We start from the raw sequence: 12182 nt of genomic DNA on the forward strand, positions 1-12182 counted from the left end.
CCATGGAAAGCATGCAAAAAAAATCAACCTCGCGCCGCACCATAATTCGATTTCTTGGCCTGCTACCTTTAGCGACGTGGTCTTTACTCGCCCAGGGCAAAGAAGGCAGCAAAAAAGAAAAGCGATGGGAAGTCCGCAAGATGGCCAGTTCTGTTCTGCGCCGCCTGTACCGGATGCAACCTGGTTCGCGCCAGGCCATCGCCGGCTCGGTGGGCTACGCGGTTTTCAGTAACTTCGGACTCAAGATATTTTTTGCAGGTGGAGGCTCCGGTCAAGGTCTTGTCGTGGACAACACGAACAAGCGGGAGACCTTCATGAAAATGTTCGAACTCCAGGCAGGAATCGGAATAGGCATCAAGAAATTTAGTGTTGTTTTCGTTTTTGAAACGCATGATGCGCTACAAAACTTCATCGACTCGGGATGGGAGTTTGGTGCCCAAGGTACGGCGGCTGCGACACTGGATAACAAAGGTAAAAGTTACCAAGGCGCCATCTCGGTTGCGCCGGATGTCTGGCTGTATCAGCTGACAGATAAAGGCCTGGCCCTTGAGCTAAGCGCCAAAGGAAGCAAGTATTACCGGGATGACGATCTCAACTGAAGATCGACCGCCTCATCAGCCCCAAAAACAATATCCGCCCAAAATGGGCGGATATTGTTTTTGGGATATCGCTTTAGTCAGGAGAATTCAAACTTCCCTTCCATCGCTCCACTTGCCAGACAAGGATCTCGCATGAACGCCCTAGCCCTGCCAACACCATCCAAGCTGAAATGCAGAACAGGGGGCTACGTGATTCGTACGTTCATGCTGACTGGACTATTTGCTAGCCAGCTTGCGGTAGGCGCAAACAACGCCGATCTGAGCGCTTGCGGCAAGATCAAGGACGATCAACAGCGACTAGGCTGCTATGACTTGGCGGTTCGACAAGTCGACACAGCGAAGGATTCGCTGACTGTCGCAATTTCAGACAACGCGGGTAGCTCGGTTCCCCTGCGCGTGGCTAGGACACTGGATGTCACACCGCTATCGAAGCATTGGGAAATTGATCCGGAAAGTAAGAACGGGCTCTGGTCGTTCCGGGCCCACAAGCCTAATTATTTTCTACTTGGCCGCTACACCGACAAGATAAATTACCAACCCTACGAGACATATTTCAGGGCGGTCAACGACCCGAATATCGGCCTGAACCATACGGAATCCAAGTTTCAACTCAGCTTCAAGCTCAAGGCCGCCGAAGACCTGTTCGGACGTGGCATCGATCTCTGGCTAGGCTACACCCAACAAAACTACTGGCAGGTTTACAACAAAAATATCTCGGCGCCCTTCCGCGAAACCAATTACGAGCCAGAGGCTTTTGTAACGATCCCAACCGATTACAACCTCCTCGGCTTGAATGGGCGCTTCGTCAATATCGGTTTTGTTCACCAGTCGAATGGCCAAAGTTACCTGTTGTCTCGCAGTTGGAATCGAATCTATGCTCAAGCTGGATTCGAATACGGCGACAACTTCAGTCTGCTTTTCAAGCCTTGGTACCGCATCCCTGAAAAAGCCACGAATGACGACAATCCACACATTACGGACTATATGGGCAACTTCGAGTTGGTTGCCAACTACAAACTCGGAAAGCACAGCTTCTCGGCACTCGGGCGCAGCACCTTCGACTTCAATCGCGGTCACCTGCAACTGGACTGGAGCTATCCGCTTTATCAGAAGCTCCGGGGTTATGTGCAATTCACGACCGGCTATGGCGAGAGCCTGATCGATTACAACCACCATCAGAACACATTCGGGATCGGTGTCATGCTGACCGACTGGAAATAATCCCCTCCGGCAACGAACGCCATGAAAGACACCCAACTTATGCATTCACTGCTTCGACGCTTCTTAGCCGTCGTTTTGTTCCTAGGCCAGGCAATCGCCTACGCTGCGCCCGCTAATGAACAAGAAACACTGGATTTCCTGAAAAACTCATTCAGCCAGGTCGATATCAACCGGATCAGCCGCATCAGCCAGGAAATGTCGCTGGAACCGGATGTCGCAGCCAAATTCTGGCCGCGTTATCAGGAATACCTGCATCGGCAAATCGCCTTGCGCGACCAGCAACTCGCCACCTTGACCGTTTATGCTAATCTGCTGAATCGAAAAAAACTGGATGGCAAGGCGGCGAAGGATTTGCTGCGAGAGAGCCTAGCGCAGGAAGAGCGGCGCGTGGCAAGCCGCAAGCAACTTATCACCCGAATAAGCGACACCTTGACTCCCATGCAGCAGATACGCCTGTACCAGATCGAACTGCTCCTTGATGCGCAGATTCGCTCTGGTTTGCTGGCACAGGTTCCATTGGCAGAATAAATCGGCTGAAAGCACGCACTCCCAGCCACTAAACTAGCTTTTCTCAGGGGATACAGTGGCTAATTCCAAAACTCGTGATCAATTCATCACCGAAGATTTCGATGTGCGTTTTCAGAGAGCCTTCGGACTGCTCGCCTTCTCGGTCAATCGACACATTGTCGACCACATGCGGCGCATCTGCATAGAACTCTCCATGGATCCGGAATCGGCCCAGATATGGGGATCGCTGGCGCACATGAACGTCTTGCCCAATCTGCCCCTGGGGGCAGACCCGATGGTATTTCTTGATGAATTGGGGCGAAAAAACGATATGACGCTGGTCCCGATTCGCCTGACCGAGTTGACTCAGATTACCGGCCTTCCTCGCGAGACAGTCCGCCGAAAGCTCGAGAACCTCCGCAAACTGGGCAAGGTTGAACGTACCGACGATGGCAAATGGTTTTACTTAAATTCAGGGGTCACCGAATCCGACCGTGAATTCACCCGAAATACGGTCAAACAATTACTCATGACGGCACAAAGCCTGCTGTCGATTCTTGACATGGTCGACACCCAGCAAGTGAACAACGGTTCACAATAGACAAAAGACGACGCAAGCGCCGCCTTTTGCTTCAACGAGCGCTGGTCAACGACCAGCGGCACGCTCGCTGGCCAAGTCGTCAGCCAAACGCTCCGAGGCGTTGTCGATGATCTTTTCGGCGACCGCCCAACGACCGAAGGCCACCGTCGCATCGACACCTGGCCGGCTACGGGTAGCTACGAAAGCGACGCTGGGCTCATTGGCGGCCCCTTCGTAAAGTTCCCCGGCCAAGGTAATGGAACCCAGGAAAGCACCTTTGGGGGAGAGCATGTTGACCAAGGCAAAAGGCGGAACCAACATTGCCAGTTGTGCCTTGCTGGTCGGTTCGAGATCGAGGATGCGGAAACGCACGCTGAGCACATCGGCCGCCGGCTCGTTAACCAGGGTCATGCCTGTACCCAGAGTCTTCTTCAGTCGCTGCTCGGCATAGCGTGCCAATTTGCTCGACTCGTCATCGGAAACATCCTTGGTTCCTTGTTCATTGCTGATCTGCACCAATACCGGGGCGACGTAGGCCTTCGTGTATTTACCAAGATTCAGGTTCTGCTTGGAGAACAGCAGGGTGTTGGGCTCATCGGCCTTGACGTTCAGTTGGGGATAGTCGGCCGGCGCCTTGAGGGTAGTAGAAGAGCAACCGGCAAGGGCAATGCCTAGTGCGATTGCAGACAGCGTGGCTTTCATTGGTTTTCCTTTGCTAGGGGTAAAAAAACGGGGAGATTTACTCGGTCTGCTCTCTACTTTTGGCCGTGAGTAGCAAGCCATTGATATACGCCACCGCTTCCTCGGACTCGAGGATGCTCATGTGATCCTCGTCAAAACCTCGTAGCGATACGGCTTGAAGCTGTGCTTCACGACGCAGTTGGCTAGCCAGTGTGATTGTTCCATCGCCGCTGGCCTTGCCGACCAAGGCGGTGTTGCGATAACCAAAAACCAGATGATGGGGCACGTTCCTGGGCAGTTTGTTGGCGAACAAACTGTTCAGGAACGGGCTACCCGGTGCCAGGTTGCGCCAGGCAGGCACCACCACCGGCGCGTAAGTGACACCACTTTGCGCAGCGTCATGCCCCCCAAAGGGGCTGGATATCGAGGTAAACGACCGGAGATAGGTGCAATTTTTGCTCTTTACGCAAGCCGACAAGTAAGAACGCGTCAGCAATCCCCCCATGCTGTGCGCGACCAGATGCATGCGTTTGAAGGGGTAACGATGATGCAACTCACTAATCATCCCTAGCATGCCATCGCCCAGGGCCGCGAGATCGATTCCCGATGGGTAATAGAGAAACCATGGCTGAAATTTCTCTTTATCCAGGCTGACGACAATGCTCGAGAAATGACGCGGCGTTCCGTTGATGCCGTGAACAAAGAGAACCGGCGTCTTGGCCGGGTCGAAAGCTTGCAGGAAGTAGATACCGGCGTGGCCCTCTTTCATGAACCGCAAGGGTTGCCACATGCCCAGGTCGGCCACATCCTGATCGAAACGAGGATCGTCAAGGCTGGCCATAGCTCCCAGTTCGACATCGATTGCCCCTAGCGTCATGCCGCGCATGTCGAACAGGTTGCCGAACCCCGGTGCCTCGGTATTAGCCTGGCTGAGAGTCAGCTCGATACCATCCGCGCGCATTCCCGCCTTGAAGATCTTGGGCAACTCCACCCAGCCGCTCGGCTCGCCTGGCTGATATTCGAAGTCATTGTTCAGGTCATTGAAGCCGAACAAGTAGCGCGAGCCACCAAAGGTCACCATCTCGAAATTACCGGGCCGCTCATAGACGCGATAGGTATGAACCCGCTCATCATCCCGCGCCCCGACCGCCACCAGAACGGTCGGGCAGCTGGCGCAGGCCGGCGACACCACCCTTCCGGCCAATCGCCCCAGTTGGGACCGCGACTCCTGCAGTTCCTCACGCAAACCACTGAAGTTGGTGCACCCGCTCAGAAGCGACAGACCCAGCAGCAGGGAAAGCAGGCGGATCATGGCTTACCGCCCGGAAGAGAACGCAAGCGCTCGGCGATTTCCATCGCTACCGTCGCCAGGGCTCGGCGTTGCGCGGCGACTAGGGCTGCGGTATCCCCGCCGCCTGCCGGTTCGCGAACCTGGCTACGCCCGACAACAACCTTGCCCGTCCGTGGCTCAAGCCGCCACAGCACATCAACCTCAGCCCCATTCCCTGAATTGGCCTCCAGATGCTGCACATCGAGGAGCAAGCGAAAATCTGCATCGAACCCCTGCCCGTCGACTGGCACGGAAACCACGCGACTGGAGCCAAGCAGGCGCCCAAGGTCATCGGCCATGACCCGTGGAATCTGCCGCCGCAACGGCTCCGCCCAGCGTTGATACTCGCTGACGCGTACCTGATTATCGGCAGTTCTGAGTACCAACTGGGGGCGATCGATCAATTCGGGCAAGCTGATCTGGGTCACCGCAATGCTCGGTGCCTGCCCTTGCGCTTGGAAATGAGGCATTCCCTGATCCAGCGTGTAGTAGGAAGGCGCTGGCGTACCAGCGCACCCGGCCAGTGTTCCGATCAGGCCAAAAATTGCCATCGACATGGATAGTTTCATCATCACTCCCCTTTCTTGCCGGTCAGCAGCGCTTCGGGCTGGCGCTCCAGCAAGTCAGCCAGATTGCGAACTGCCGTCGCCGCCTTGGCGACCTCACGCAAGGTTTCACGCATTTCAAGTTGCAGCGGTGCGTCGCTGACCAAAGCCTTGTCAGCAGCCCCCAGCATCCGGTCGGCGCTATCCAGGGTCTTGCGCGCATCGCGCAAGGTGCCGGCCAATTCCGGAGCAACCTCCTTGTCTAGACGAACAACCAGTTGATCGACGTGGCCTAGGGTATGGCGCAGCGATTCGACGATGGCCAGCAACTGATCTTGCAGGGAATCAAGCGTCCCTGGTTGCACCGGCAGTTCCGGTCGCCGGCGACTCCAATCGACCTTGCCGGCCTTGGCATTGTTGAAGAAATCGAGCGCGATATAGCGCTGACCGGTCAACATGTTACCGGTACGCAGCTGGGCACGAAAGCCCTTGGCGACCATCTTGTCCAGAATCTCCCGCGACGCTGATTCGGAGACCGCTTTCCCCGTGTAATTCCGGGTTTTCTGGGCAAACCGATCAGGATAGAGATTGATTTCCACCTGCATGGAAAAATCTGTCTTTTCTTTTTCGAATTTCAAGTCGATGCGCGACACCTCACCGGCGACAAGGCCACGAAAATCGACCGGGGCCCCGACCGTCAGCCCGCGCAGGGATTCGCGGAAGGTCAGGACATACCGTTGCACCCGCGTTTCGGGAATTCTGGTTGCCGTCGCCTGGTCAGGATGGAGGACAAAATTGGCGCCCGGATCGGCGCGCGGCGTCGGCTCGTCTTCGTTGCCGGGCGGTGACGAAAAGGCAATGCCGCCGATTGCCACACTGAGCAGGGACTGCGTGTCGAACTTGAGGCCATCGGAATTGAGCGACAAGTCAATCCCGCTGGCGTGCCAGAAACGAGAAGCCTGAGTCACGAATTCGTCGTAGGGCGCGTCGATAAATATCTGGACATCGACGCCCTTCCCCTCTTTCTGCATCGCGTAACCGATCACACGCCCCACCTGGATACGGCGATAAAAGATCGGCGTCCCGATGTCCAGTGAGCCCAGATCATCGGCGGCCAGATGAAACCGTCGCCCCGGGGTATTGCTCGTCACCTGAGGGGGCACCTCGAGACCGACAAAATCATGTCGTGCCTGCTTGGATTTGCCGGGATCCAGTGCAATGTACGACCCCGACAACAGGGTCGCCAGTCCGGACACCCCGCCCGCCACGACCCGCGGACGAACCACCCAGAAACGGGTGTCATCGACCAGCAAGCCCTCGGCCTGCTTGTCCATCTGGACAACCACTTGCACCGAATTACGGTCGGCACTCAGGGAAATAGCCTTCACCGTACCGATCTCGACATCCTTGAACTTGATGCGCGTCTTATTCGCCTCAAGCCCTTCGGCCGCTACGAACTGCAAGGTGATTTCCGGACCTTTGGCCCGAATCGCCTGCACGGCCAGACCGATGCCCACCAGAATGGCCAGCAGTGGAACGATCCAGATCATGGTGATTCGCTGGCGCGGCTTCACCACTTTTCCGGACGGAAGTTCGTCAGGCAAGGGAACTTCGTTTTGGGTCACTTTGAATTTCCTCGTTATTATCGACAATCCGGGCATCCCAGATCAGCCGCGGATCAAAAGCCATCGTCGCCATCATGCTGAGTACGACCACCGCACCGAAAGCCAGCACACCAGGCCCCGGGGCCATGGAGGCCAGGGACTGCGCCTGGACAAGCGCAACCAGTACGGCAACGACATAGACATCGAGCATCGACCAGCGGCCGATCAGCTCCAGCAGACGATACAGCCGTGCGTGCTGCGTCGGCGCACCTACTCGGCGACGCTGGACGGCAACGAGCAGTACCGACAGCGTCAGCAATTTCAGGAGTGGAACCACCACACTGGCAATAAAAACAATCAAGGCTAATACCCAGGAGCCGGAAAGCCACAAGTAGGCCACGCCGCTCATGATCGTGTCGCGCTGGACGCCGAACAATGAGCGTGTTTCCATGATCGGCAGCAGATTGGCCGGTAGATAAAGCACATAGGCGGCAATGAGCAAAGCCCAGGCGCGCTCGATACTGTGCGGTTTGCGCAAATGTAGTCGGGTACCACAGCGCGAGCAGCGGGCATCCCCCGCCGTGTCGCCCAGGCGACCGCATACCTCGCAATGCGCGATACCCTGCTCGGCGGCAGTTCTCCAAATCATGCCTCGGCAGCCTCCCAGGCACTCCACAAGGCCTGGTGATCAAGAATCGAACTGAGGACCGACAACACCAGCATCAATGCGCCGAAGCACCAGATTGCCGGCCCGGGCAGGACATCGGCGAGATGGGACAGCTTGACCAGTGAAACCAGGACGCCAAGGATGAACACTTCCACCATCGCCCACGGGTGCGCAAGCTGCAGCGCCCGAAAGACCGGGGCAAACCACCGCGGGCGGTAGCCACGCCACAATGGCAGGAGGAGCCAACCAAGCGCGCATAGTTCGATCAACGGCATCAGGACAGTCGTCAGCAACAGCAAGGTGGCCACGATGGGCATGTCGTCACGCCAGAGCTGGCGGGCGGCGCCGAACACCGTGGTCTCGACCTGATGTCCCTGGATGTTCAAGCCGACAATGGGGAACAGATTGGCAATCAGGAGCAGCACGAGCGCCGCGCAAGTCAAGGCCAGGCACTTTTCCAGGGTATTTCGCCCAACGCGATGCAACTCGGCACCACACCGTGGGCAGATGACAACGCCAGTAGCCCCGGCCATGCACGTCTCGCGCAGCAACAGATCGCACTCGTAGCAGGCAGTCAGGTTCTGGTTCAAGCCCTGGCCTCCGTCAGCACGACTGGCAACGGCTGTACGACATCAAGATGAACGTCCTGTTGCGGGAACGAAATGACAACCCCGGCCTCGGCCAGGCCTTGGTAGATCGTATGGCGAACGTCGCTGTCGACCCGCCGTGCGACCGTGCCACCGCCCAGTTCGACCCAATAGACAAGAACCATCAGCAATGCGCTGTCGGCAAAGTCTTCAAAATACACTTCCGGGGCCGGAATTTTCAGAATCGACGGATGGCCGACCGCGGCCTTGACCATGACCGACTCAGCCAGTCGCGCATCGCTGCCATACGCCACGCCAACAGACAGTTCGCGCCGAATCTGCGGATTCGAGTAGGTCCAGTTGACCACCTGGTTTTCCAGGAAATTGGAATTGGGCACCAAGGCCTCGACCCCGTTGAAACCGCGGACCGTGGTTGCCCGCAGATCGACCGCCGTGACATGACCAGTCATGCCGGCCAATTCGATGATGTCGCCAACGCGGATCTTGCGCTCGAACAAAATGATGATGCCGCTGATAAAGTTCTTGATGATGGTCTGCGTACCAAAGCCCAGACCGATCGCCAGCGCACCGCCCATGAAGGCGAAAACCGTCAGCGGAATACGCGCCAGATTGAGAATGAAAATGATCAGTCCAATCGCCATGACGATCATCACCCAACGCCGAATCACCGAAGCCAGTTGAGTATTGATACCGAAGCGACTGATCAACACGGTTTGCAAAAACCGGGAGAGGCGCGAGAACAACCAGTAGCCGAAGACGAACAGCAGCAAGGCACCTATGCTCTTGCCGACGGTGACACCATAGCTGACGGAAACCTTTCGCCCCGCAACCTCGGACACATCCTCTACGGCAAATAGCTCGTATTGCCAGAAGGCCCGCAGCATCGCCCGCGCACGCTCGCCGAGCACCTGTGCGCTCTTCCCCAGGCCGCTCCCTTCAGCCTGATTAAAGTCGGTCAGCCAGCGAGCCAGTTGACGCTCCAATCGGCTGGCCGCCAATTCGAGTCGTTCGTGCATATTCGACCGCTCGCGCAACAAGGCAAGGATATCCCGTTGCCGTTGCTGCTCTCTGCTGTCTGGCGAGAGATTGGCCAGACGCGTTTCCTGATCGCGGATCGACACCGCCAGCGCATCGCGCTGTTCCTGCGATAAACGCTTGCGCCCCTGCAGCCCTTGGTAAATCTTGGTGAGCGAGGCCAGCGCCTGCTCTTTCCGCTCAGCATCGTCGGACGACAACACGACATAACGCTTTTCCCAGACATCGGTCGTCACCGCGACCAGCATCTCCAGCCCCCGCAGGCCCTCGATCAAAATACGGTCGGTCACCAAGGCCTGATCCAGGAAAGCCAACTGTTGAGCTTGCTCGCTGCCGACTGCAGGCGCTTGTTTGAAAATTGCCTCGCGCTCGGCTTCGTGGGTTTTCTGGCGCTGCAGTGCCTTGTGCATTTCCGGCGCCAATCGCTCTGCAATCGCAGCCATCCGCTCGCGCAAGCTGGCGAGGTCAGCCTCGGCCAGACGCTGATCCGGCAAGACCCTGACCAGCAGTCTGCGCATTTCCTCGGTTTGCATGCCCAAGCTATCCCGCTGCAACTTGAGCTTGTCGATTTCAATCGCCAATACGGCCAGCTCTGCCTCGGCAATCCGCCGCCGAAGTTCGGACTGTTCTTGCGTCCAACGAGCCGCACTTTTCTCCGAATCGCTCTTCCCCTGCACCAAGCGATCATTGGCCAGCCGGCTTCCTTCTTCGGCACGGCGCAATTGCTCAAGCAGAACCTGTTTTTCCGTTTCGCGAATTGCCAGCCCAGAATCGAGCGCCTTGAGCTTATCGCTCAAGCCAGCCAGTTCGTCACGCAAAGCATCGACGGTTAGCGCTGAATAGGGCGGCGCATCGCCCAGCGCCTGAACGACAGGCAGCGAGGTAATCGCAACGGGTGGCGCCTTCTGCAAGGCAGCCAGTTCGTCCAGTTTCTTGATTCGCTCTGCCTGCATGAAAGTCAGGCGGTCCAGCGAACGCTGTCGGTCGGCAGACCTGACCGATTCGGCACTGGCAAATTCACTGCTGACAGGAACTTCTGCCTCGCGTTGCCGCTGCGTCTCAATCAGCAAGCCTTCGGCCTTAGCCCGCTCCTCGGCAATTGGACTTTGCTCACCGACAACAGCCTTGGGCCCGACATTACCGGGCAAGGCCAGTTGAGCCTGCACAAGCGAGGCAGGAAACAACAAGGCCAGGCAAAACGCCAGCCGGGTTCCGCGCTGCAGGATTCGGTCAAAACCAGCCATGCCAGGTACTAACTATCAATGCAGCAACAAACGGGCATTGATCATGTGACCGTTATGCCAGTAATCGGTAACCCGGGAAGTCAGACTGTAAGCCTGAGCATCACTGATATCCATCTGCACAATGACCACGGGAGCCTTGGCATCACCATCCCGAATGATGGAAACAGAATGAACCGGGCCCACCTTCTCCAGCGACTCCCTGACAGCCTCTTCGGTCACATCCGGAAGCAAACCGGTGAACATGATTTTTTTCATCGTTAAATCCATTCTGAATATCACGCGAAAGGCCATCTTACCTAGGCATCAGCAACTTGCGCATGCTTGCCGCCCAAAATGGGCGATTCGACAAATCTGCTGACATTGATGGTGATTATGATGTAGGGTTTGTCGAATGCCAATCGAGCGCCCAGCGCAAGGAGCCTTAGCCCATGTCCGGCCAGAACCACACTTTTTCTCGAACACTGCCTCTCGTCATCACAGTGTTTCTGGGCATGAGCGCTTGCAAGGAAGAAGCCAAAATGGTTTCCGCCCCACCTCCCGAGGTGGTCGTACAAACGGTCGCCGCCCGAACCACACCGCTGACGGTCGACCTGGTAGCCGAGATCAAGGCGTATCGCGAAGTCGATCTTTACCCGCGCGTCTCCGGGCAGGTCATCAAGCAGAACTTCAAGCCCGGGCAGAAGGTCAAGGAAGGCGAACTGCTGTTCAGCATCGACCCGCGCGCGTACGACGAGGCCATCATCGATGCCCAGGCCAAGCTGGCCGAGGCCGAAGCGGTACTCGCCCGCACCCGCCAGGATGTCGAACGCTACAAGCCATTGCTGCCGGACAATGCCATCCCCCGCCAGACCTACGATCAGGCGGTCGCCTCCGAACGACAGAACGGTGCTGTCGTCCAAGCACGCCGCGCCGGGCTGGAGAAGGTTCGCCTCGACCGCTCCTACGCCGACGTGCGCTCTCCCATCGCCGGCCAGATTGGCCTGCAGAAGATCGAAGTCGGTGCGCTGGCGACAGCCGGACAGACCGTGCTGGCCACGGTATCGACGCTGGATCCGGTGGTCGCTTACTTCAGCATCCCGGAAATCGATTACCTCAATTTCGCCAGGCGCTTCCAGGCCACCAAACGCGAGGATAAGGCGCCAATCGAACTGATCCTCGCCGATGGCAGCACCTATGCGCAGAGCGGCCAACTCGATTTCGCCGACCGGGCGCTCAACCCGGCCACTGGCACCCTGACGCTACGCGCTGTCTTCCCCAACGCCAGCGGCTTGCTCCGCCCCGGCTTGAATGCCCGTGTCCGCATCGTCCATGAAGTTGCTCAGAATGCATTGCTGATCCCTCAGAAAGCCGTCACCGAACTGCTCGGAAAGCAGTTCGCCAGCGTCGTAGCGGCGGGCGACAAGATCGAGCAACGCCCGATCCGTACTGGCGCCCGTATCGGCGAATTGTGGCTGGTCGAGGATGGTCTGAAGGCCGGCGAGCGTATCGTCGTCGATGGACTGCAGAAGGCACGCCCAGGCACGGTGGTTAAACCGGTCGCTGTAGCCCAGCCGTAAGGAGC

At 57.4% G+C, this 12182-nt stretch carries 13 protein-coding genes; 5 read left to right on the top strand and 8 right to left on the bottom strand.

Annotated features, from left to right (window positions below):
- Positions 1-2 precede the first annotated feature (2 nt).
- The 4 genes from Q0P59_RS00435 (at position 3) to Q0P59_RS00450 (ending at position 2928) form a co-directional block, all read left to right on the top strand.
- Positions 3-599 carry a YSC84-related protein gene (locus Q0P59_RS00435; protein WP_295002328.1) on the top strand — a complete coding sequence of 199 codons (597 nt, stop codon included), beginning with the start codon at positions 3-5 and terminating at the stop codon, positions 597-599.
- Positions 600-731: 132 nt separating this feature from the next.
- The gene (locus Q0P59_RS00440; RefSeq protein ID WP_295002330.1) at positions 732-1820 is read left to right on the top strand and encodes a phospholipase A; all 1089 of its coding nucleotides are present in this window, start codon (positions 732-734) and stop codon (positions 1818-1820) included.
- 21 nt (positions 1821-1841) lie between these two features.
- Positions 1842-2348, top strand: coding sequence for a hypothetical protein (locus Q0P59_RS00445; RefSeq protein WP_295002332.1), 507 nt, complete (start codon positions 1842-1844; stop codon positions 2346-2348).
- A gap of 55 nt (positions 2349-2403) precedes the next feature.
- Entirely contained in the window at positions 2404-2928 is a 525-nt protein-coding gene (locus tag Q0P59_RS00450; protein ID WP_295002333.1) for a hypothetical protein, read from the top strand.
- A 45-nt stretch (positions 2929-2973) separates the two neighbouring features.
- Here Q0P59_RS00450 and Q0P59_RS00455 read toward each other — a convergent pair whose 3' ends face one another.
- From Q0P59_RS00455 to Q0P59_RS00490, 8 genes are read right to left on the bottom strand one after another with little or no spacing between them, the layout of a single operon-like run.
- Positions 2974-3609 (bottom strand): DUF3313 family protein, encoded by a 636-nt coding sequence (locus tag Q0P59_RS00455; RefSeq protein WP_295002334.1) that lies wholly within the window; start codon positions 3607-3609, stop codon positions 2974-2976.
- A gap of 37 nt (positions 3610-3646) precedes the next feature.
- Positions 3647-4900 (bottom strand): alpha/beta hydrolase, encoded by a 1254-nt coding sequence (locus tag Q0P59_RS00460; RefSeq protein ID WP_295002336.1) that lies wholly within the window; start codon positions 4898-4900, stop codon positions 3647-3649.
- Positions 4897-5490, bottom strand: coding sequence for a PqiC family protein (locus tag Q0P59_RS00465; RefSeq protein ID WP_295002338.1), 594 nt, complete (start codon positions 5488-5490; stop codon positions 4897-4899). The genes Q0P59_RS00460 and Q0P59_RS00465 overlap by 4 nt, the downstream gene beginning before the upstream one ends.
- Positions 5490-7088: an MlaD family protein gene (locus Q0P59_RS00470; protein ID WP_295002340.1), complete on the bottom strand. Its 1599-nt coding sequence runs from the start codon at positions 7086-7088 to the stop codon at positions 5490-5492. Before Q0P59_RS00470 ends, Q0P59_RS00465 begins: the two co-directional genes overlap by 1 nt.
- Positions 7060-7716, bottom strand: a complete 657-nt coding sequence (locus Q0P59_RS00475) for a paraquat-inducible protein A (RefSeq protein WP_295002342.1) — start codon at positions 7714-7716, stop codon at positions 7060-7062. The genes Q0P59_RS00470 and Q0P59_RS00475 overlap by 29 nt, the downstream gene beginning before the upstream one ends.
- Positions 7713-8324 carry a paraquat-inducible protein A gene (locus Q0P59_RS00480; RefSeq protein WP_295002344.1) on the bottom strand — a complete coding sequence of 204 codons (612 nt, stop codon included), beginning with the start codon at positions 8322-8324 and terminating at the stop codon, positions 7713-7715. The genes Q0P59_RS00475 and Q0P59_RS00480 overlap by 4 nt, the downstream gene beginning before the upstream one ends.
- The gene (locus Q0P59_RS00485) at positions 8321-10621 is read right to left on the bottom strand and encodes a mechanosensitive ion channel domain-containing protein (protein ID WP_295002346.1); all 2301 of its coding nucleotides are present in this window, start codon (positions 10619-10621) and stop codon (positions 8321-8323) included. Before Q0P59_RS00485 ends, Q0P59_RS00480 begins: the two co-directional genes overlap by 4 nt.
- Positions 10622-10636: 15 nt before the next feature.
- Positions 10637-10876, bottom strand: coding sequence for an RNA-binding protein (locus tag Q0P59_RS00490; protein ID WP_295002348.1), 240 nt, complete (start codon positions 10874-10876; stop codon positions 10637-10639).
- A gap of 263 nt (positions 10877-11139) precedes the next feature.
- Here Q0P59_RS00490 and Q0P59_RS00495 point away from each other — a divergent pair, with 263 nt between their 5' ends.
- The gene (locus Q0P59_RS00495; RefSeq protein ID WP_295002350.1) at positions 11140-12177 is read left to right on the top strand and encodes an efflux RND transporter periplasmic adaptor subunit; all 1038 of its coding nucleotides are present in this window, start codon (positions 11140-11142) and stop codon (positions 12175-12177) included.
- The last annotated feature ends 5 nt before the right edge of the window (positions 12178-12182 follow it).

The sequence above is a fragment of the uncultured Dechloromonas sp. genome (assembly GCF_945957265.1).
Taxonomy (GTDB): domain Bacteria; phylum Pseudomonadota; class Gammaproteobacteria; order Burkholderiales; family Rhodocyclaceae; genus Azonexus.